Origin of the sequence: Roseateles sp., assembly GCF_019237615.1 — a bacterium.
Classification (GTDB): Bacteria; Pseudomonadota; Gammaproteobacteria; order Burkholderiales; family Burkholderiaceae_C; genus Pelomonas.
In genome coordinates, this window is record NZ_JAFAGT010000096.1 from 71,124 (window position 1) to 93,151 (window position 22,028).

Below are 22,028 nucleotides of genomic sequence, written 5' to 3' on the forward strand. Positions count from 1 at the left end.
TAGACTGGCCCGACAAATCGCACCACGGACAGGAGACACCGTGCAGCGGACCGACATCTCGGACCCGGCCTATTTCCACAAGGTCGTCGATTGCCAATGGGCCTGCCCGGCGCACACGCCGGTGCCCGAGTACATCCGGCTCATCGCGCAGGGCCGGCATGACGAGGCCTACTGGGTCAACTGGGTCAGCAACGTGTTTCCCGGCGTGCTGGGCCGCACCTGCGACCGGCCCTGCGAGCCGGCCTGCCGGCGCGGCCGCGTCGAGGAGAAGCAGGCGGCCAGGCCCGAGCCGGTGGCCATCTGCCGGCTCAAGCGCGTCGCGGCGGACAGCAAGACCGAGGAGTTCCGCGCCATGCTGCCCAAGCCCGCCGCCCGCAACGGCAGGCGTGTGGCCTGCGTGGGCGCCGGGCCGGCGTCGCTGGCGGTGGCGCGCGACCTGGCGCTGGAGGGCTATGCCGTCACCGTCTTCGACGGCGAGGCCAAGGCGGGTGGCTTCATCCGCACGCAGATCCCGCGCTTCCGGCTGCCGGAGCGCGTCATCGACGAGGAATGCGGCTACATCCTGGGCCTGGGCGTCGACTGGCGCGCCGGCCGGCGCATTGCGTCCATGAAGGCACTGCTGGCCGAGGGCTGGGACGCCGTCTTCGTCGGCTGCGGCGCGCCGCGCGGGCGCGACCTGCAGCTGCCGGGCCGGCAGGAGGCGGCAGGGCATATCCATGTCGGCATCGACTGGCTGTCCAGCGTCAGCTTCGGCCATGTGACGGCGGTGCAGCCGCGCGTCATCGTGCTGGGCGGCGGCAACACGGCGATGGACTGCTGCCGTTCGGCGCGACGCCTGGGTGCCGCGTCCGTCACGGTGGCCGTGCGCAGCGGCTATGCGCAGATGAAGGCCTCGCCCTGGGAGAAGGAAGACGCCGAGCACGAGGGCATTCCCATCCTGGACTTCCATGTGCCGCTGGCCTTCGAGCATGTGGACGGCAGGCTCACCGGCATGCGCTTCAGGAAGGCGCAGGCCGGCGGGGAGGTCGTCATCCCCTGCGACGAGGTGCTGATCGCCGTGGGCCAGGAGAATGCCTTCCCGTGGATAGAGCGCGACGCGGGCATCGCCTTCGGCGAGGACGGGCTGCCGGTGCTGGACCCGCAGAGCTTGCAGTCCACGCTGCCGCAGGTGTTCTTCGGCGGCGACGCGGCCTTCGGGCCCAAGAACATCATCACCGCCGTGGCCCACGGCCACGAGGCGGCCGTCAGCATCGACCGCCTGCTGCATGGCGAGCCGGTCACCCAGCGTCCACCGCCGCATGTGAACCTGGTGTCGCAGAAGATGGGCATCCACGAGTGGAGCTACGACAACGCCGTCACGCTGGACCTGCGCAGCAAGGTGCCCTGGGCCGCGGCCGAGAAGGCGCTGGCCAGCATCAAGGTCGAGGTGGAGCTGGGCTTCGACGCGGCCACTGCCCTCAAGGAGGCGCAGCGCTGCCTGAACTGCGACGTGCAGACCGTGTTTGCGCCCAAGCTCTGCATCGAGTGCGACGCCTGCGTGGACATCTGCCCGATGGACTGCATCAGCTTCACGGAAGACGGACCCGACCTGCGGGAGCGACTGAAGGCGCCGGCGCTGAACCTGCTGCAGGACATCTATGTCGAGGGCGGGCTGAAGACCGGCCGCGTAATGGCCAAGGACGAGGACGTCTGCCTGCACTGCGGCCTGTGCGCCGAGCGCTGCCCCACCGGGGCCTGGGACATGCAGAAGTTCCTGCTCGTCACTGCCAAGGCCGGCGCGGCCTGCCGTGACGTGACCTCGCGCAAGGAGGTGGCATGAGCAGGATAGAAGCGGTCAACGACTTCGTCGTCAAGTTCGCCAACGTCAACGGCTCGGGCTCGGCCTCGGCCAACGAGCTGTTCGCGCGCGCCATCCTGCGCATGGGCGTGCCGGTCAGTCCGCGCAACATCTTCCCTAGCAACATCCAGGGCCTGCCGACCTGGTACGAGGTGCGCGTCTGCGAGGCCGGCTGGCTGGGCCGGCGTGGCGGCGTGGACCTGATGGTCGCGATGAATCCGCAGACCTGGGCCCAGGATGTGGCCGAGATCCAGCCCGGCGGCTATCTGTTCTACGACTCCACCAAGCCGATGCCGCCTGGCGCCTTCCGGCCGGACATCCACGTCATCGGCATGCCGGCCACGGCCATCTGCAACGCCACGTACGACGTGCCGCGCGAGCGCACGCTGTTCAAGAACATCCTCGTGCTGGGGGCCTTGAGCGAGCTGATGGGCATCGCGGCCGCCGTCATCGAGAAGCTGTTCGCCGAGCAGTACCGCGGCAAGGAGAGGCTGCTGGACTCCAATGTGCGCGCGCTGCATGCCGGCCGCGAGTTCGCGCGCGACCACCTGTCCGTGCAGCCCTTCGGACTCAAGGTGAGGAAGGCCGACGCGGTGGGCGACCGGATCTTCCTGGAAGGCAATGCCGCGACGGCGCTGGGCTGCGTGTACGGCGGCGCCACCGTCTGCGCCTGGTATCCGATCACGCCGTCATCGTCGGTGGCCGAGGCCTTCGAGAAGTACGCGGCCAAGTTCCGCACCGACCCCGAGACGGGTGAGAAGCGCTATGCCATCGTGCAGGCCGAGGACGAGATCGCGTCCATAGGCATCATCACCGGTGCCGGCTGGAACGGTGCGCGCGCCTTCACGGCCACGTCGGGCCCCGGCGTGTCGCTGATGACGGAGTTCCTGGGCCTGGCCTACTTCGCCGAGATCCCGCTGGTCGTCATCGACGTGCAGCGCGGCGGCCCCAGCACCGGCATGCCCACGCGCACGCAGCAGGCCGACCTGCTCAGCAGCGCCTATGCCTCGCATGGCGACACGCAGCATGTGCTGCTGCTGCCGGAGGACCCGCGGGAGTGCTTCGAGTTCGCGGCGGCAGCGCTGGACCTCGCCGAGCGGCTGCAGACGCCCGTGTTCCTGATGAGCGACCTGGACATCGGCATGAACCAGCGCCTGTGCGAACCGCTGGCCTGGGACGACGAGCGCCGCTATGACCGCGGCAAGCTCATGACGGCCGGGCAGCTCGAGGCCGGCAAGCCATTCGCCCGCTACCAGGACGTCGACGGCGACGGCATCCCCTGGCGCACCTTGCCTGGCACGCATGCCAGCAGGGGCGCCTACTTCACGCGTGGCACGACGCGCAACGAGCAGGCCAACTACTCCGAGCGCGGCGACGACTACGTCCGCAACGTCGAGCGCCTACGCCTGAAGTTCGCCACCGCCGCGCGGCTGGCGCCGCAGCCGCTGGTGCGCGCAGCCGCGCAGAAGACCCGGGTCGCGGTGATGTACTTCGGCTCCACCGCGCCGGCGATGGACGAGGCGCTCGTCGCGCTCGCAGAAGCCGGCATCCACATCGACGCGATGCGGCTGCGCGCCTACCCCTTCGCTCCCGCCGTCGCCGAGTTCATCGCCGCGCACGACACGGTCTTCGTCGTCGAGCAGAACCGCGACGCGCAGATGCGCCGCCTGCTGGTCAACGAGCTGGAGGTGGCACCCGCCCAGCTCACGCCGGTGCTGCATTTCGACGGCACCCCCATCACGGCCCGCTTCATCACCGACGCGATCACGCGCCATGTGCACACGCTGGCCACCGCACCGAGGGGCGCGGCATGAGCGCCGCACGACCGCCCGATGGCGCTCGCACCGCAGTGCGCGGCACGGAGGTTTCCAATTGACCTATCTCGCCAAACCCAGGCTGCACCACCCCAGCCTGACCAGGAACAAGGTCGGCTACACGCGCCGCGACTACGAGGGCAAGGTCTCGACGCTGTGCGCCGGCTGCGGCCACGACTCCATTTCCGGCGCCATCGTGCAGGCCTGCTGGCAGCTGGACATAGAGCCCCACCGCGTCGCCAAGCTCAGCGGCATCGGCTGTTCCAGCAAGACGCCGGACTACTTCCTCGGCGCCAGCCACGGCTTCAACACCGTGCACGGCCGCATGCCCAGCGTGCTGACCGGCGCCTATCTCGCCAACCGCGAGCTGCTCTACCTCGGCATCTCCGGCGACGGTGACTCCGCCTCCATAGGCCTGGGCCAGTTCGCGCACGCGATGCGGCGCGGCGTGCGCATGGTCTACATCGTCGAGAACAACGGCGTCTATGGCCTCACCAAGGGCCAGTTCAGTGCCACGGCCGACAAGGGCTCGGTGGCCAAGAAGGGCGCGACCAACAACGACACCGCCATCGACCTCGCGGCGCTGGCGCTGCAGCTGGGCGCCACTTTCGTCGCGCGCAGCTTCTCGGGCGACAAGACCCAGCTGGTGCCCCTCATCGAGGCCGCCATCCGCCATGGCGGCGCCGCCTTCATCGACGTCGTCAGTCCCTGCGTGGCCTTCAACAACCATGCCGGCTCCACGCGCAGCTACGACCATGTGCGCGAGCACAACGAGGCGCTGAACCGCATCGACTTCATCGCCCTCGCGCCCGAGCAGGTGGTGGCCGATTCGCCCGACTCCGTCGATGTGCCGCAGGCCGACGGCACGACGCTGCGGCTGCGCAAGATCGCGCCCGACTACGATCCCACGGACCGCCCCGGCGCGATGAACGCGATGCAGCTGCGCGCCGCGGCCGGCGAGATCGCGACAGGGCTGCTCTACGTCGACCCGGCGGCCAGGGACTGGCATGCGGCCCAGCGCACGGCGGCCGGCGCGCTGAACGCTTTTGGTGAAAAAGCACTCTGTCCCGGCGCAGCAGCACTTGAGAAGATCAACGCCGGGCTGAGATGATCCGGGGCCATGCGTCCCTCCCATCTCAGCCTTCTCCCCGCCGCCCTCTTGCTGGCCGCCTGCGCCGGCTCCAGCCAGGACAAGGTCGGCAGCGCCGCGACGACGCCGCTTTCCGACCTCAACGTCGTCCGTGCCGACTTCCCCGACGTGCTCAAGGCCGCGGCCGCCGCGCCCTATGCCCAGCCGGCCGATGCCAGCTGCGCCGGTCTGGCCGCGGGCGTCCGCGCGCTGGACGAGGTGCTGGGCCCCGACCTGGACGCGCCGACCACCGCCGGCAATCCCGGCCTGTTGGAGCGCGGCGAGGATGCTGCCACCGGCGCGCTGCAGCGCACGGCCGAGGGCGTCATCCCGTTCCGCGGCTGGGTGCGCAAGCTGAGCGGCGCCGAGCGTTATGCCCGCCAGGTCAGCGCCGCCATCGCGGCCGGCGGCGTGAGGCGCGGCTTCCTGCGCGGGCTCGCGGCGGCCAAGGCCTGCACGGCAGCGCCGACGAAGCCGGCCTAACCTCGAGAATTCGCGCCAACACCCCTGGCCTGCGGGGGCTGCCCGGCCGGGCTGGACGCCCGGACATGCCACGGGGGGCTGCTACGCTGCGCCTCCCCCAGAAGAACAAAGCGCCCATGCGCCTCCTGCCTGTCCTGATTCTGCTGTTCATCGGCCTGGCCCTGCCCGTTGCCCGGGCCGAGCGCGACCCGATGGCCGAGCCGCGCTTCGTCACGGCCGGCGGCACCGCCGCCATCGTCGACGGCATCGTCGCGGCCCTGGCCCAGGACGACCGTGGCCTGATCTGGGTCGGCACCAGCGTCGGCCTGGTGCGCTACGACGGCTACCAGGCACGCGCCTTCCCGATGACGGGGGCGGCCGACTCGGGCAGCCGCGCCAACCGCTTCCTGCGCGTGCTGCTGGCCGACCGCGGCGGCGTGCTGTGGGCCGGCAGCGCCAGCGAGGGCCTGGCCCGCTTCGACACGCTGACCGAGCGCTGGACCTTTCTGCACCACGACCCGGCGGTGCCCGACTCGATCACGCCCGGCGCCGTGCAGCGCCTGGCGCGCGCCCACGACGGCCGCATCTGGGTGGGCCTGCTGGGCGGGCTGGACCGACTGGACCCGGCCAGCGGCCGCTTCGAGCATTTCCGTGCAGGCGACGCCAGCGGCCTGCCCGACGACCGCATAGGCGCCTTGCTGGTGGACCGCGAGGGCGACCTCTGGGTGGGCACCGGGCATGGCCTGGCGCGGTTGCGCGCCGGCGGGCGGCGCTTCGAGCCCATCGAGGGCGGCTGGCCCGTCAACGCGTTGGCCCAGGGCGCCGACGGCCGCATCTGGGTCGGCACGCGCGACGGCCGGCTGCTGCTGCTGGACCGCGATGGGCGCGCCGCGCCGCAGGCGCTGCAGGCGGGCGACGCCGGCGGGAGGCCCTCGCCGGTGCTGAGCCTGCTGGGCCCCGCCGAGGGCGGCGGCGATGGCGAGGTCTGGGTGGGCCGCGTCACCGGCGTCGAGCTGCGCGCCGCCGACGGCAGCCTGCTGCAGCTGCTCAAGCGCAACCAGCGCCGGCCCTGGACGCTGGGCGGCACCGATTTTCATGCGCTGCTGCGCGACCGCGCCGGCACGTTGTGGGTGGGCGGCTACGGCGGCGGCCTGCAGCGCTACGACCCGGAAAGCAAGGGCATGTGGGTGCGTCGCCAGGACGACGACCCCGCCAGCCCGCTGGCCGACACAGACGTGCGCAGCGTGCTGCAGCTGGGCAGCGGCGAGATCTGGCTGGGCACGCTCGAGCGCGGCATCGCCATCGTCGACCCGAAGCTGCGCCTCGTCGACACCATCCGGCCGGACGCGCGCTTCAGCGGGCTGGTCGCCGCACTGGCCCAGGCCGCCGACGGCAGCGTCTGGGCAGGCACCGAGGGAGGCCAGCTGTACCGCTTCGACGCGCGCCACCGCCTGCTGGAGGCGCGCTCCAGCATCCAGGCCCGCGTGCGCCGGCTGCTGACGGACCGCGCCGGCACGCTGTGGGTGGGCACGTCCGACGGCCTGTACCGCCTGGCGCCCGGCGCGGTCGAGCCGGAGCGCCTGCCGCTGGCCGGCGGCAAGCGCCTGGGCGGCAACGTCAACGCGCTGGTTGAAGGCCTCGACGGCCGCCTGTGGGTGGGCGCCGAGGCGGGCCTGTTCCAGCTCGTCGACGGCGAGCTGCGCGCGGACGGCGCCGGCCTGCCGCAGGAGGGCGTGCTGGGCCTGCTGATCGACGCCCATGGCGTGCTGTGGGCGGACCTCAACACCGGCCTGTACCGGCGCATGCCGGGCGCGGCCTTCGAGAGCGTGGGCCGGCCGGGCCACAGCTTCGGCGCCAACCTGCTGGCGGATGCCAAGGGCCGCATCTGGACGCATCGCGGCATGTTCGACCCGGGCACGCAGGTCGTCACCGAGTTCGGCCGCATCGACGGCGTCGACATCGGCACCGGCTGGTTCCGCGCCTACGGCAAGCTGGCCGACGGCCGCATGCTGTTCGGCGGGAGCACCGGGCTGCTGGTCGTCGAACCCGAGCGCTTCCGGCGCTGGGCCTTCCAGCCGCCCGTCGTGGCGACCGGGCTGCGCATCGACAGCAGCAGCCAGCCGGCCGGCCTGCTGCGCGAGGGGCTGACGCTGACGGCTCGCCAGCGCGCCTTCGCGGTGGAGTTCGCCGCGCTGGACTACAGCGCGCCGACCGAGAACCTCTACCGCTACCGGCTGCAGGGCTATGACGAGGACTGGATCTCGACCGGTGCCGAGCTGCGCGTCGCCAGCTACGCCAACCTGGCGCCCGGCCGCTACACGCTGGAGGTGCAGGGCAGCAACCGCCTGGGCGACTGGACCGGCCAACCGCTGCGCGTCGGCGTGGAGGTGCAGCCGGCCTGGTGGCAGACCTGGTGGGCGCGCACGCTGGCCGTGCTGCTGGCCGTGCTGGGCATCTACGGCCTGGTGCAGTGGCGCACGCGCGCGCTGGAGCGCCGCCAGGTCGAGCTGGAGCGGCGCGTGCAGGAGCGCACGGCCGAGCTGGAGGCGCTGTCCGAGGCGCTGAAGGAGTCCAGCCTCAGCGACCCGCTGACCGGCCTGCACAACCGCCGCTACCTGACCCAGCACATCGACGCCGACGTGGCCGTCGCGCTGCGCCGCCATGCCGTGGGCACCGTGCGCTCGGACAATGCCGACCTGGTGTTCATGCTGGTGGACGTGGACCACTTCAAGCAGGTCAACGACCGCCACGGCCACTCGGCGGGTGACGCGGTGCTGGTGCAGATGCGCGAGCGGCTGCGCGAGGTCTGCCGCGACAGCGACCACATCGTGCGCTGGGGCGGCGAGGAGTTCCTCGTCGTGGCCCGCGACGGCTCGCGCGAGCATGCCGCGGACCTGGCCGAGCGCCTGCGCCGCGCCGTGGCCGGGCGCCCCTTCGAGCTGCCCGACGGCCAGCGGCTGACGCGGACCTGCTCCATCGGCTTCGCCTGCTTCCCGCTGGCGCCCCGGCATCCGCAGGCGCTGGACTGGAGTGCCGTCATCGACGTGGCCGACGGCGCTCTCTACGAGGCCAAGCGCGGCGGCCGCGACCGTTGGGTGGGCGTTCTCGCCGCCGATCCGGGCCTGGACGCCGACGCGCTGCGCGAGCTGCTGGGCCGCTCGCCGGCGCAATGGCTGGCCAGCGAGAGGCTGCGCGTGCTCAGGGGCGGGCAGTGAGGCCGGGCAGCGCCGGCCCCCAGCCCAGCGGCGCCGGCAGTGCCGACAGGATGCGCTGGCGCAGCGGCGCATAGGCCTCGTCCACCGACTGACCGGCGCGCGGCGCCAGCGGGTCGCGGTGGCTGCCGAAGGCCTCGTCCAGCTCAGCCCAGTCCGCGGCGCTGAAGACGGCGGTCGCGCGCGGCAGGATCTCGGTTTCCTCGCGCCGCATGTGGCGCAGGTAGCGGGCCGTGTAGACCCCGAGCTGCCGCTCGAACTTCTCGCGCCTGGGCTCGCCCATCTGCTCCCAGGCCAGCAGCGTGTGCTGCAGCTCGCGGATGGCGCGCTCGCCCTGGCCGTGGTCCACGTCCAGGTCGTCCAGGGTCTCGCGCAGGTCCGGCGCCAGCGCGCGCAGCCTGGGGAACAGCAGCTCGCTTTCCTTCTTGTGATGCAAGCGTTCCGGAAATTCGTCGACGTAGAACAGCATCGCGCGCAGCGCGGCGAAGTCGGGCGGCGCACCGGCCTGGCGCTGCGCGGCCAGCAGCAGCGGCAGCGTGCGCAGCATGGCCGCGAGCGCGTCGTGTTCGGCGTGGATGATGCGCACGGCCAGGGGCATGATCGAGGAAGGCATGACGCGCAGCGTCGCGCCTTGCCGGGCGGGAGGCCTTGCTCTGGATCAAGGCCAGTGAAGCCACCCCCGTAAAATCCGCGCCTTTGCCCAACAGCCCAAGGAAAGCCCCGGCCATGACTGCAACGATCGCCTCCCCCACCTCGAACTCGCAGCAGATGGCCAACGCGATCCGCGCTCTCGCGATGGATGCGGTGCAGGCGGCCAACTCGGGCCACCCGGGCGCCCCCATGGGCATGGCCGACATCGGCGTGGCGCTGTGGGCTCGCCACCTCAAGCACAACCCGGCCAACCCGCACTGGGCCGACCGCGACCGCTTCGTGCTGTCCAACGGTCACGGCTCGATGCTGATCTACGCGCTGCTGCACCTGACGGGCTATGAGCTGCCCATCGAGGAGCTGCGTCATTTCCGCCAGCTGCACAGCAAGACGCCGGGCCGCCCGGAAGTGGGCATCACCCCGGGCGTCGAGACGACCACCGGCCCGCTGGGCCAGGGCGTGACCAACGCCGTGGGCCTGGCGCTGGCCGAGAAGCTGCTGGCGCGCGACTTCAACCGCGACCAGCATGTCGTCGTCGACCACCACACCTATGTGTTCCTCGGCGACGGCTGCCTGATGGAGGGCATCAGCCACGAGGCCGCGTCGCTGGCTGCGGCCTGGAAGCTGAACAAGCTGATCGCCATCTACGACGACAACGGCATCTCCATCGACGGCCAGGTCGGGCCCTGGTTCGGCGACGACACCGCCAAGCGCTTTGAAGCCTATGGCTGGAACGTCATCGGCCCGGTGGACGGCCACGACGTGGATGCCATCGACAAGGCCATCACCAAGGCCAAGAAGAGCACCAGCAAACCCACGCTCATCGTCGCCAAGACGGCCATCGGCAAGGGCTCGCCCAACCGCGCCAACACGGCCAAGGCCCATGGCGAGCCGCTGGGCACCGAAGAGATCAAACTGACCCGCGAGGCGCTGGGCTGGGCGCACGAGCCCTTCTCGGTGCCCGCCGAGGTCTATGCCGCCTGGGATGCCAAGGCCGCCGGCGCGAAGGCCGAAGGCGAATGGGAGCAGCGCTTCGACGCCTATGCAGAGGCACACCCCGAGCTGGCTGCCGAGTTCCAGCGCCGCATGGCCGGCGTGCTGCCCGCCAACTTCGCGCAGATCGCCGTGGACGCCGTCGTCAAGGCCCATGCCGAGGCCCAGACCGTCGCCAGCCGCAAGGCCAGCCAGCTCGCGCTGGAGGCCTTCACGCTGGCCCTGCCCGAGATGCTGGGCGGCAGCGCCGACCTGACCGGCTCCAACCTGACCAACACCAGCTCGACGCCCAACCTGCGCTTCGAGGCTGACGGCACGCCCAACGACGGCCGCCACATCAACTACGGCGTGCGCGAGTTCGGCATGGCCGCCATCATGAACGGCATCGCGCTGCACGGCGGCTTCATCCCCTATGGCGGCACCTTCCTGACCTTCAGCGACTACAGCCGCAACGCCATCCGCATGGCCGCGCTGATGAAGACCCGCGTCGTCCACGTGATGACGCACGACTCCATCGGCCTGGGCGAGGACGGCCCGACGCACCAGTCCATCGAGCATGTCGCCTCGCTGCGCCTGATCCCGGGCCTGGACGTCTGGCGCCCGGCCGACACGACCGAGACCGTCGTCGCCTGGACCCTGGCACTGGGCAATGCGCAGCGCCCCAGCCTGCTGGCGCTGAGCCGCCAGAACCTGACCTACTCGCCCAAGACCAACGTCGACGAGATCGCCAAGGGCGCCTATGTGCTGGCCGAGCCCGCCAAGGGCAAGGCCAAGGCCGTCATCATCGCGACCGGCTCCGAGGTGCAGCTGGCCATGGCCGCCAAGGCGCTGCTGGCCGAGGAAGGCATCAGGGTTCGCGTGGTCTCCATGCCCAGCACCAGCGTCTTCGACCGCCAGGACAAGGACTACAAGAAGAGCGTGCTGCCCAAGGGCCTGCCGCGCGTGGCGGTCGAGATGGGCGTCAGCGACTTCTGGTGGAAGTACGGCGTGGATGCTGTGGTCGGCATCGACACGTTCGGCGAATCGGCCCCGGCCGGCGTGCTGTTCAAGCACTTCGGCTTCACGCCGGAGAACGTGGCGGCGACCGTGAAGGCGGTGCTGAAGAAGAAGTAATCCGCAGAACCTGCGGTACAAGACTCCCGCCGTCACAAGCGGGAGTTTTTATGCGCGGTTTCATCGTGGCCCTGGCTGGCTCGCTGTGCGCGCTGGCGCTGGCGCAGCCGCCACTGCCGGACGAGCGCAAGACGCTGGCCTGCCTGGTCAAGGGCGGGCCGGCGTTGCAGATCGAAGATGCCGGGCTGCAGCCCGACGCCAGGGGCCTGCCAGCCTATGTACGGCTGCGCCTCCTGTTCGAGCGCGCGGACCGGCCGCCAGTCGTCGAGGTGCTGGCCTCGACGGCCTCGGCGGGGATCCGCGATGTCGTGCTGGCCCACGTGACCGGCTACCGCCTGCCCTGCCTGGAGACCCGGCCGCTGGCCGCCGTGCAGGAGTTCCAGTTCGCGCCAGACCTCATGCCGCAGGGTGGCCCGCTGCAGGTGGTGAGCGGGCCGGCAACGGCCGACCGCAAGTGCCTCACCTACCCCAAAGAGCTCGGGTACACCGCAGAGCCTCGTGTCTTGGATCGCGCGCTGCTGGCGCTGACCTTCAGTGGTGATGCGACTGCAAAGCCCGAGGTGGTTGTCCTGGGCACCAACGGCGATGCCAGCTTCGTCAAGGCCATGCTCAAGAACGGCAAGGAATGGGGACAGCCGTGCCGCAAGGCCGGCGACTGGCCCCTGCGCGAGGAGGCGATCTACCTGGCGCGCATGGCAGGCACCCACTACGCGCAGTTCAAGAAGAAGCGCGTCTCGCTGTCGGAGTTCCTGGGCTACATGAAGGACGCCAGCGCCGCCCGGGTGTTCTTCGACCTCGACACCATGCAATGCCCATTCGCGCTGCGCTGGACGCTGCACGAGTCCTGGGGACGCAATCGGGTGTTGGAGGCAGAGGGCGACAACCCCAATCGCGCGCTGCTTGTCGAGTGGATGCGGGGCCTTCACTCGGGGCTGCAGCCCGACATGATGAATCGGCTGATCGGGGAAAGCCTGCTGGTGGACGTCCCCTGCGGCCAGCTCGATCTCAAGGGCGAGGCCGGCTGAAATCGGTCCGAAACCACCCCGCCCCGCGAATCGCCGAGAATCCCGCCCGACCAAGATTTTTCATCCTCCGGAGACTCTCCCATGACCATCAAGATCGGCATCAACGGCTTCGGCCGCATCGGACGCATGGTGTTCCGTGCCGCCATCGCCAACTTCAAGGACATCGAGGTCGTCGCGATCAACGACCTGCTGGAGCCCGACTACCTGGCCTACATGCTCAAGTACGACAGCGTGCACGGCAGGTTCGACGGCGAGGTCTCCGTGGAAGGCAACACGCTGGTCGTCAACGGCAAGCAGATCCGCCTGACCGCCATCAAGGACCCGTCCGAACTGAAGTGGGCCGAGGTCGGTGCCGACATCGTCATCGAGGCGACGGGCATCTTCCTGGACAAGGCCGGTGGCGAGAAGCACCTGGCCGCGGGCGCGAAGAAGGTCATCTTCTCGGCTCCCTCCAAGGACGAGACGCCGATGTTCGTGTTCGGTGTGAACCACGCCAAGTACGCCGGCGAGGCCATCATCTCCAACGCCTCGTGCACGACCAACTGCCTGGCGCCGCTGGCCAAGGTGCTGAACGACAAGTGGGGCATCAAGCGCGGACTGATGACCACCGTGCACGCCGCCACCGCCACGCAGAAGACCGTCGACGGCCCCAGCAACAAGGACTGGCGCGGCGGCCGCGGCATCCTTGAGAACATCATTCCCAGCAGCACCGGCGCTGCCAAGGCCGTCGGCAAGGTCATTCCCGAGCTGAACAAGAAGCTGACGGGCATGAGCTTCCGCGTGCCCACCAGCGACGTGTCGGTCGTCGACCTGACCGTCGAGCTGGTCAAGGACGCGACCTATGAAGAGATCTGCGCCGAGATGAAGGCCCAGAGCCAGGGCGCGCTGAAGGGCGTGCTGGGCTACACGGAAGACAAGGTGGTGGCCACCGACTTCCGCGGCGACGCCCGCACCTCCATCTTCGACGCCGACGCCGGCATCGCGCTGGACGGCACCTTCATCAAGTTGGTGTCCTGGTACGACAACGAGTGGGGCTACTCGAACAAGTGCCTGGAAATGGTGCGCGTGGTCAACGGCTGAGCCACCTGACCCCGCCGCGCAAGGCCGGTCGACCGCGAGGTCGACCGGCCTTGCTGCTTTCTTGCGCCGCACATTTGTTTGCCAATGGCCGCGGGGGGCGCACCTAAACTGGCTGTCCCCGCATCGCAATAGCTCGCCGCCATGAAGTTCCTGCGCCCGCTGCTGATCGTCACCCTGGCCGCCTTGGTGGCGCCGGCGGGGATGGCCCAGACCAACCCGAGCCCGGACGGCGAGGCCCGCGTCATCGTGCGCTTCAAGCCGCAGGCCGAGAGCGTGCGCGCCAAGGCCATGGCGCTGCAGGCCACGCGGGCCGAGGCCCAGGACATCGCGCAGACGCGCGCGACGGCGCTGGGCCTGCGCACGGGCCAGGCGCTGGCCGCGGGCCTGAGCCTGGACGAGCGCACCCATGTGGTCACGGCGCGCGGCCTGAACGGCGAGCAGCTCGCGAAGCGGCTGGCGGCCGACCCCGAGGTTGAGTTCGTCGCGGTGGACGGCCGCCGCAAGGCGCTGCTGCTGCCCAACGACCCGCTGTTCGGTGGCGCGACCGTCAACCCGCAGACCACCAATCCCGACGGCAGCGCGGCGCGCGTCATCGACCAGTGGTATCTGAAGGCGCCGGGCAGCGCCACCAACCCGGCCGTCGTGTCCAGCGTCAATGCGCCGGCGGCCTGGGACGTGACGACCGGCTCGGCCGGCACGGTCGTCGCCGTCATCGACACCGGCGTGCGCCGCGACCACCCCGACCTGGCCGGCCGGTTCGTCGGCGGCTACGACTTCATCGGCTACAACGCGCCCGGCAGCGCCATAGCCGCGGCCATCGCGAACCGGCCGGCCGGCGCCGACCTGACGCAGGCGCTGGACTACGGCGACTGGGTCTCGCAGGCCGACGTCGACAGCGGCGCGCTGGGCAGCGGCTGCACGTCGGCCGACGTCGCCAACAGCTCCTGGCACGGCACGCGCGTGTCGGGCCTGATCGCGGCGGCCAGCAACAACGGCCTGGGCATGGCCGGCGTCGGCTGGGGGCTGAAGCTGCTGCCCATCCGCGTGCTCGGCAAGTGCGGTGGCTACGACAGCGACATCATCGCCGCGATGAAATGGGCCGTCGGTGTCGCACTGCCCGGCGTGCCGGCCAATACGAACAAGGCCAAGGTGCTCAACCTCAGCCTGGGCGGCAGCGGCAGCTGCGCGTCGACCGACCCGACGGGCTCCCTGTACCGCCAGGCGATCGGCCAGGTCAACGCGGCCGGCGCCACCGTCGTCGTCGCGGCCGGCAACTCCGAGGGCCTGGCCGTCGGCCTGCCGGGCAACTGCCCGGGCGTCGTCGCGGTGACGGCGCTGCGCCATGTCGGCACCAAGGTCGGCTTCGCCAGCCTCGGGCCGGAGGTGACCGTCGCGGCGCCAGGCGGCAACTGCGTCAACACCGGCATCGGCCAGCCCTGCCTCTACCCGATGGTCAGCACGACCAACAGCGGAACGACGACGCCGGTCGCGGCCGACAACGCCTACACGGGCAGCAACGGCTCGGTCGGCACCAGCTTCTCGGCGCCCATCGTCAGCGGCATCGTCGGCCTGATGGCCTCGGTGCGGCCGACGCTGACGCCGAACGAGGCGACGCAACTCCTCAAGCTGACGGCGCGCGCCTTCCCGACCGCGGGCGGGACGGCCGGCATCGCCCAGTGCGTGGCACCCAAGTCCACCGTGCAGGACGAGTGCTACTGCACCACCAGCACCTGCGGCGCCGGCATGGTGGACGCCGCCGCGGCCGTGTCGGCGGCGCAGGCGCTGAACGGCGCGATGGTCACCGTGACGCAGTCGCCGGCCAGCGGGCTGACTGCCGGCCAGACGCTGACGCTGACAGCAGCCGCCAGCGGCCTGGTCAGCGGGCGCAGCGTCGGCTCGACGGCCTGGACCATCATCGACAACGGCGGTGGCATCGTCAGCGCCTTCGTGTCGGGCGCGGCCTCGTCGACGGCCACCATCGTGCCGACGGCGGCCGGCACGTTCACGGTGCGCGCCGACGTGACGGACAACGTCGGCCTCGTCTACAGCCAGACCGCGACGGTCAGCGTCGCGGCGGCGCCTGTGGCCCAGCCGACGCCCAGCGGTGGTGGCGGCGGTGGCGCGGCCAGCGCGCTCTGGCTGGCCGGGCTGCTGCTGGCGGCGCTGGCGCTGCGGCGCTCAGCCCGGCGCGGCTGAGGACGCGGCCGGAGCCGCGCCGCAGGCCTTGAAGCCGGCGGCCAGCGCCGCGTCCTTGCTCGCCCTGAGCCGGTCCGCCAGCAGGCCGTCGGCCTGGGCGATGACGAGGCTGTGGCGGCGCAGCGGCGCCTTCAGCGCCAGCACGCGCAGGCCCTTGAGGCCGCGCCTGTCCAGGGCGGCGACGGCGGCCGTCGCCTCGGCCTCGCCGGCATGCCGGCTCAGCACGAAGGCGGGCTGCTCGGCGGGCAGGCCCTCCAGCGGCTCGAAGGCCAGGCGCAGTTGCCTGTAAGTCGCCTCCTTGCGGGCACGGAACTCGGGGTCGGCGAGCTTGATGGTCGCGACGACCCACACGCCCGGCAGCTCGCTGCTGTGCACCTGGGCCTCGGCGCCGGCGGCCTTCAGCGCGGCCTGGGCGGCGGCCAGCGGCGCGTCGCCGTCCAGCGGGCCGAGCTCCAGGCAGCTGCGCTGGGCCAGGGCCGCGGCGGCGCTGGCGGCCAGCGGCTGGATGCGCTCCGGGTGCACCTGGGCCGCCAGGCGCTGCGGCTCGCGGCCGCCTTCGGCGGGCAGGCCGGTCACGGTGTCCAGCCAGCCGCGCGACCAGGCGAAGAAGAGGGCGTTCGCCGCCAGCAGCACGACCACGACGATGCGCATCACGAGGAGGTCTCCAGTCTGAGGCCCAGCTCGCCGCCGCTGCAGGGCACGAGGCCGGCGGCGGTTTCCAGCAGCAGCTCGCCGCGCACCGACACGCCGCGCGCCGTGCCAAGCTGTTCGCCGACGCGCACGCGGCGGTTGGCGGCCAGGTCGCGCCGCGCGAAGGCGGCCTGCCAGGGCGCGAAGCCCAGGGTCTCGAAATCCGCGAGCATGCCGCGCAGCGCGGGCGCCAGCCGGTCCAGCGTGGTCGTGGCGTCAGCGGCGGGGTCCAGCGTCTGCAGGGCCGCATGGCCGCTTCGGAAGGCGCTGCGGTCGGCTTCGGCGGGCAGTGGCCGCAGGTTCAGGCCGATGCCGATGACGACGCCGCGCCGCTCGTGCGGCAGCGCCACGGTCTCGATGAGGATGCCGCCGAGCTTGGCGCCGTCCAGGAAGAGGTCGTTGGGCCACTTCAGCTGGATGCGTTCGCCCGCCGGGTCCAGCGTGTCGGCGACGGTGCAGCCCACCGCGAGGGACAGGCCCGACAGATCCAGCGCGGCCGGCAGCGGCAGCGCGACGGAGAACGTCAGCGCCGCGTCATCCGACTGCCAGGCCCGGCCCAGGCGGCCGCGGCCGGCGGTCTGGCGACTCGCCGACAGCAAAAGCGGCCCGCCGCCCTCGCGCAGATGGGCCAGCGCCTCGGTGTTGGTCGAGCCGCATTCGGCGAGGTGGCGCCGCTGCATCGCCTCAGCGCCTCTTTGGCGCGAGCATGGTGCCGCGGCAGGTGGCAGCGCCGCACCAGCAGGCGAACTGCTTCTTGACCTTGGCCGTGTGGCGCTCGTCCAGCACCAGGCCGTAGTCGTAGAACAGCTCCTCGCCGGGCGTCAGGTCGCGCAGCGCCTTGATGAAGACGCGGCCGTCGACCTCGTCGGCCTCGCAGTTGGGCTCGCAGGCGTGGTTGATCCAACGTGCATCGTTGCCCCCGTACAGCGCATCGATGACCAGGCCGCCGTCGAGGTGGAAGTAGAAGGTGTGGTTGGGCTGGCTCGGGTCGTGCGGATGGCGCTCGACGGCCTCGTCCCAGGTGATGCGCTCGCCGGTGTACTCGATGATCTTGGCGCCCGCGCGGATGGGCGCCGCGGCATAGACCCCGCGGCCGTGCACGCCGGAGTCGCGGACTTCGATCTTGCGGCGTGGGGTTTTAGGCGTCATCGGCGCTGTGGTACGGTGATTTCATGGGTGCGCGCGTGCGTGAGCGTGCGCGCGAGGCCCGGATTGTAGGCAGGGGATTCGAAGTCCCCTGCCGAGGGAAGACCGAAGAGAAACGACCTGATGAGCAAGACCCTGATCATTGCCGAGAAGCCCTCCGTCGCGCAGGACATCGTCCGCGCACTGACGCCCGTGGCCGGCAAGTTCGACAAGCACGACGATCACTTCGAGAACGAGCAGTACGTCGTCAGCTCGGCGGTGGGCCACCTGGTGGAGATTGCTGCGCCGGAGGAGTACGACGTCAAGCGCGGCAAGTGGAGCTTCGCCAACCTGCCCGTCATCCCGCCGCACTTCGACCTCAACCCCATCGACAAGAACAAGGGCCGGCTGAACGCGCTGTCCAAGCTGATCCGCCGCAAGGACGTGACGGCGCTGATCAACGCCTGCGACGCGGGCCGCGAGGGCGAGCTGATCTTCCGCCTCATCGAGCAATACGCTCAGCCGGCCAAGGGCCGGCTGAACAAGCCCATCCAGCGGCTGTGGCTGCAGTCCATGACGCCGGCGGCCATCCGCGAGGGTTTCGAGAAGCTGCGCAGCGACGAGCAGATGCTGCCGCTGGCCGACGCCGCGCGCTGCCGCTCCGAGGCCGACTGGTTGGTGGGCATCAACGGCACGCGCGCGATGACGGCCTTCAACTCGCGCGACGGCGGCTTCTTCCTGACCACGGTGGGCCGGGTGCAGACGCCCACGCTGTCGGTCGTCGTCGAGCGCGAGGAGAAGATCCGCAAGCACGTCGCCCGCGATTACTGGGAGCTGCGTGCCAGCTTCGACGCCCAGGCCGGCCAGTACGAGGGCAAGTGGTTCGACCCCGCGTGGAAGAAGAACGACGACGCCGAGCGCCGCGCGGATCGCCTCTGGACGCAGGCCGAGGCCGACGAGATCGCCAAGGCCGTGCTGGGCCAGCCCGCCACGGTGACCGAGGAGAGCAAGCCCAGCACGACCAGCTGCGGCGCGTTGTACGACCTGACCACGCTGCAGCGCGAGGCCAACTCGCGCTTCGGCTTCTCGGCCAAGACGACGCTGGCCATCGCGCAGGCGCTGTACGAGAAGCACAAGGTGCTGACCTACCCGCGGACGGACTCGCGCTTCCTGCCCGAGGACTACCTGGCCGTGGCCAAGGACACGGCCAAGATGCTGGCGACCGAGGACCTGCCCGGCCCCCTGGCCGCGCTGTCGCAGCATGCCGCCAAGTCGCTGAAGGAGGGCTACATCAAGCCCACCAAGAAGGTGTTCGACAACGCCAAGGTGTCGGACCACTTCGCCATCATCCCGACGCTGCAGGCGCCCAAGGCGCTGACCGAGGTGGAGGCCAAGCTGTACGACATGGTCGTCAAGCGCTTCCTGGCGGTGTTCTACCCGCCGGCCGAGTTCCTGGTCACGACGCGCATCTCCAGGGTGCTGGACAAGCACCATTTCCAGACCAACGGCAAGGTGCTGGTGAAGCCGGGCTGGCTGGCCGTCTACGGCAAGGACGTGGACGACGAGGACGCCAACCTCGTGCCGGTGCAGCCGGGCGAGGTGGTGCGCACCGAGAGCGTCGACGTGAAGGCGCTGCAGACCAAGCCGCCGGCGCGCTACACGGAAGCGACGCTGCTGTCGGCGATGGAAGGCGCCGGCAAGCTCATCGACGACGACGGGCTGCGCGAGGCCATGGCCGAGAAGGGCCTGGGCACGCCGGCCACGCGGGCGGCCACCATCGAAGGCCTGATCACCGAGAAGTACATGCTGCGCGAGGGCCGCGAGCTGATCCCGACCGCCAAGGCCTTCCAGCTGATGACGCTGCTGCGCGGCCTGGACGTGGAGGACCTCACCAAGCCCGAGCTGACCGGCGACTGGGAGTTCAAGCTCGCCGAGATGGAGAAGGGCCGCCTCAAGCGCGAGCAGTTCATGGCCGAGATCGCGGCCATGACCGAGAAGATGGTTGCCAAGGCCAAGGGCTACGACCGCGACACCATCCCCGGCGACTACGCGACCCTGCAAGCTCCCTGCCCCAAGTGCGGCGGCATCGTGAAGGAGAACTACCGCCGCTTCACCTGCACGGGAAAGAGCGGCACGGGCGAGGACGCCTGCGGCTTCTCCATCGGCAAGATCCCGGGCGGCCGCAGCTTCGAGCTCCACGAGGTTGAGCAGTTCCTGGCGACCAAGAAGATAGGCCCGCTGGAAGGCTTCCGCTCCAAGGCCGGCTGGCCGTTCACGGCCGAGCTGGCGCTGGTCTACGACGACGAGATCGCCAACTGGAAGCTGGAGTTCGACTTCGGCGAGGACGCCAAGAAGGCCGAGAACGACGGCGAGCCGGTGGACTTCTCGGCCCAGGCCTCGCTGGGCGCCTGCCCCAAGTGCCAGGGCCGGGTCTTCGAGCATGGCAGCAACTACGTCTGCGAGCACTCGGTGGGTGCGCACGTGACCTGCGACTTCAAGACCGGCAAGGTCATCCTGACCCAGCCCATCGAGCCGGCCCAGGCAACGAAGCTGCTGGCCGACGGCAAGACCGACCTGCTGGAGAACTTCGTCTCCAACAAGACGCGGCGCAAGTTCAAGGCCTTCCTGGCCTATGACAAGAAGGAAGGCAAGGTCGTCTTCGAGTTCGAGCCGCGCGCGGCCAAGGCGGCGCCGGCCAAGAAGGCGGCGGCGAAGAAGACGGCCGCCAAGACCTGACGGGGCGGCCTTATGCTCGCCGCATGGGCCTGAACGGGCCGAAGGGGGAGGGCGGGGAATGGCGTTGACACCGATCAGCGTCGGCATACAGACGCGCCTGACGGCAGGCATTGCGCTGGTCGCAAGCCTGCTGGTGCTGGCGGTCGGCTGGTACTGGACGACGCATGAGGAGGCCGAGCTGATGGCCGGGCTGAACCAGCGCGAGACGCGCATGGCCGGCCTCATCGAGCGGGGCTTCGCCGGCCCGATCTGGAACCTCGACCATGTCGCCATCGAGAACCTGCTCGACGCCGTCATGGCCGACCCCGAGGTGCAGGCCATCGAGCTCAAGGGCCTGGGCCTGCGTGGCGGCCTGGCCAGGCGCGGCGCCGAGCTGCCGGCCGGCGGGCCGCTGCGGCGCGAATTCCCGATCACCTACCAGCCCGCCACCGACGCGGCCGGCACCCGGGTCGCGTCGGCCGTCCTCGTCTTCACGCGCGAGCTGGTCGACGAGCAGGTCCGTCGCACGCGGCTCTTCGTCGTCGAGCTGCTGGCGGTCGTCGTCGTCGGCATCGTCGCCGCCAGCTCGCTGCTCGCGCATTGGCTGGTGCGCCGGCCCGTGCTGAGGCTGGGTGCGCTGGCCCAGCGCGTCGCCAAGGGCGACCTCGGCGCGCAGGAGACCGTCGAGCGCGCCGACGAGATCGGCGAGCTGACGATGCGCTTCAACGCGATGAGCCTGAAGCTGCGCAGCGCCGCCGACCAGGTGCAGCTCAGCTCCGAGGGCCTGCGCGCCAGCGAGGCGCGCTACCGCAGCCTGTTCGAGAACGCCACCGAAGGCATCTTCCAGGCCGATGCCCAGAGCCGCGTGCTCGGCATGAACCGCGCGCTGACGCGCATGCTGGGCCTGGGCGCGCAAAGCCCCGTCGGCCGGCGGCTGCGCGAGCTGAGCGGCATCGCCCGCGACGAGATGCACCGCGTGGCCGCCATCATGAACGGGCAGGGCAGGATCCAGCAGGCCCAGCTGCAGCTGCGCGGGGCGGACGGCCAGCCGCTGTGGGTGGAGCTGAGCGCGCACTGGGTCGAGGCCGATGGCGGCGGTGGCCAGCGCCGCATCGAGGGCATGGTCAGCGACATCTCGCGGCGCCGCCAGGCCGAGGCCGAGCTGACCCGCCACCGCGACCACCTGGAGGAACTCGTCAACGAGCGCACCGCCGAGCTCAGCGAGGCCAAGCTGCGCGCCGAGGCCGCCAACCAGGCCAAGGGACGCTTCCTGGCGACGATGAGCCACGAGTTCCGCACGCCGCTGAACGCCATCCTCGGCTTCACGCAGCTGATGCAGATGGACGCCGCCATCCCCGCGGGCCAGCAGGCCAAGCTGCAGCTGATGCGCGACTCCGGCCTGCATCTGCTGGAGCTCATCAACGACGTGCTGGACATGGCCAGCATCGAGGCCGGCAAGGTCAGCCTCAAGCCCACGGCCGTGGACCTGCGCGCGCTGCTGGACATGGCCAGCGACAGCGTGCGCCTGCGCGCCGAGCAGAAGCACCTCGCCTTCGGCCTGGACGTCGACGCCGATCTGCCCCATCTCGTCATGGTGGACGGCCAGCGCCTGCGCCAGGTGCTGCTCAACCTGCTGTCCAACGCCGTCAAGTTCACCGACAGCGGCCGCGTCCAGCTCTCGGCCCACGTCGTCGAGCAGCAGCGCACGCAGGTGCGCCTGTTGCTCTCGGTGGCCGATACCGGCATCGGCATGACGCCGGCCCAGCAGGCCCGGCTGTTCCAGGCCTTCGAGCAGGTGTCCGACGCGTCGCGCCACCTGGGCGGCACGGGCCTGGGCCTGTCCATCAGCCAGCAGCTCGTGCGCCTGATGGGCAGCCAGATCCTCGTGCAGAGCGCGGCGGGGCAGGGCAGCAGCTTCAGTTTCGAGCTCCGGCTGCCGATGGCGTGATGTTCCCTGATGCATTTCGGGCCGGGCGCCGGGCCGCTCCC

General features: G+C 70.8%; 15 protein-coding genes. 11 read left to right on the forward strand and 4 right to left on the reverse strand.

The annotated features are described in order from the left end of the window. Positions 1–40 precede the first annotated feature (40 nt). From JOY88_RS20645 to JOY88_RS20665, 5 genes are all read left to right on the forward strand, one after another. Positions 41–1,819: an FAD-dependent oxidoreductase gene (locus tag JOY88_RS20645; RefSeq protein WP_293504531.1), complete on the forward strand. Its 1,779-nt coding sequence runs from the start codon at positions 41–43 to the stop codon at positions 1,817–1,819. Beyond that, complete coding sequence (locus JOY88_RS20650; RefSeq protein ID WP_293504532.1) at positions 1,816–3,651, forward strand: 2-oxoacid:acceptor oxidoreductase subunit alpha; 1,836 nt, start codon at positions 1,816–1,818, stop codon at positions 3,649–3,651. Before JOY88_RS20645 ends, JOY88_RS20650 begins: the two co-directional genes overlap by 4 nt. 58 nt (positions 3,652–3,709) lie before the next feature. Further along, a complete protein-coding gene (locus JOY88_RS20655; RefSeq protein ID WP_293504533.1) occupies positions 3,710–4,762 on the forward strand; it encodes a 2-oxoacid:ferredoxin oxidoreductase subunit beta in 1,053 nt (350 codons plus the stop codon). Positions 4,763–4,771: 9 nt separating this feature from the next. Next, on the forward strand, positions 4,772–5,263 hold the full coding sequence (locus JOY88_RS20660) for a hypothetical protein (RefSeq protein ID WP_293504534.1): 492 nt from the start codon (positions 4,772–4,774) through the stop codon (positions 5,261–5,263). 116 nt (positions 5,264–5,379) lie between these two features. Further along, complete coding sequence (locus JOY88_RS20665) at positions 5,380–8,457, forward strand: diguanylate cyclase (RefSeq protein WP_293504535.1); 3,078 nt, start codon at positions 5,380–5,382, stop codon at positions 8,455–8,457. Here JOY88_RS20665 and JOY88_RS20670 read toward each other — a convergent pair. Continuing rightward, the gene (locus JOY88_RS20670; protein ID WP_293504536.1) at positions 8,441–9,067 is read right to left on the reverse strand and encodes a hemerythrin domain-containing protein; all 627 of its coding nucleotides are present in this window, start codon (positions 9,065–9,067) and stop codon (positions 8,441–8,443) included. The two genes, JOY88_RS20665 and JOY88_RS20670, sit on opposite strands and share 17 nt — an antisense overlap. Positions 9,068–9,150: 83 nt before the next feature. Here JOY88_RS20670 and tkt point away from each other — a divergent pair, with 83 nt between their 5' ends. The 4 genes from tkt (at position 9,151) to JOY88_RS20690 (ending at position 15,509) form a co-directional block, all read left to right on the forward strand. After that, positions 9,151–11,208 carry a transketolase gene (tkt, locus tag JOY88_RS20675; RefSeq protein WP_524539242.1) on the forward strand — a complete coding sequence of 686 codons (2,058 nt, stop codon included), beginning with the start codon at positions 9,151–9,153 and terminating at the stop codon, positions 11,206–11,208. Positions 11,209–11,258: 50 nt separating this feature from the next. Next, complete coding sequence (locus tag JOY88_RS20680; RefSeq protein WP_293504538.1) at positions 11,259–12,233, forward strand: hypothetical protein; 975 nt, start codon at positions 11,259–11,261, stop codon at positions 12,231–12,233. Between the two features lie 81 nt (positions 12,234–12,314). Next, positions 12,315–13,313, forward strand: a complete 999-nt coding sequence (gene gap, locus JOY88_RS20685) for a type I glyceraldehyde-3-phosphate dehydrogenase (protein WP_293504539.1) — start codon at positions 12,315–12,317, stop codon at positions 13,311–13,313. Positions 13,314–13,454: 141 nt separating this feature from the next. Continuing rightward, a complete protein-coding gene (locus tag JOY88_RS20690; protein ID WP_293504540.1) occupies positions 13,455–15,509 on the forward strand; it encodes a S8 family serine peptidase in 2,055 nt (684 codons plus the stop codon). Here the strand turns inward: JOY88_RS20690 and JOY88_RS20695 are convergent. The 3 genes from JOY88_RS20695 to JOY88_RS20705 are packed head-to-tail and all read right to left on the reverse strand — an operon-like array spanning position 15,492 to position 17,348. After that, positions 15,492–16,160, reverse strand: a complete 669-nt coding sequence (locus JOY88_RS20695) for a hypothetical protein (protein ID WP_293504541.1) — start codon at positions 16,158–16,160, stop codon at positions 15,492–15,494. The genes JOY88_RS20690 and JOY88_RS20695 overlap by 18 nt on opposite strands. Beyond that, positions 16,160–16,879 carry a biotin--[acetyl-CoA-carboxylase] ligase gene (locus tag JOY88_RS20700; RefSeq protein WP_293504542.1) on the reverse strand — a complete coding sequence of 240 codons (720 nt, stop codon included), beginning with the start codon at positions 16,877–16,879 and terminating at the stop codon, positions 16,160–16,162. The genes JOY88_RS20695 and JOY88_RS20700 overlap by 1 nt, the downstream gene beginning before the upstream one ends. 4 nt (positions 16,880–16,883) lie before the next feature. After that, on the reverse strand, positions 16,884–17,348 hold the full coding sequence (locus JOY88_RS20705; RefSeq protein WP_293504543.1) for an SET domain-containing protein: 465 nt from the start codon (positions 17,346–17,348) through the stop codon (positions 16,884–16,886). Between the two features lie 120 nt (positions 17,349–17,468). On the opposite strand from JOY88_RS20705, the gene JOY88_RS20710 reads away from it, so the two are divergent. Both JOY88_RS20710 and JOY88_RS20715 read left to right on the forward strand, forming a co-directional pair. Then, positions 17,469–20,060, forward strand: a complete 2,592-nt coding sequence (locus JOY88_RS20710; protein WP_293504544.1) for a DNA topoisomerase III — start codon at positions 17,469–17,471, stop codon at positions 20,058–20,060. A gap of 58 nt (positions 20,061–20,118) precedes the next feature. After that, positions 20,119–21,987 (forward strand): ATP-binding protein, encoded by a 1,869-nt coding sequence (locus JOY88_RS20715; protein ID WP_293504545.1) that lies wholly within the window; start codon positions 20,119–20,121, stop codon positions 21,985–21,987. Positions 21,988–22,028: the final 41 nt, after the last annotated feature.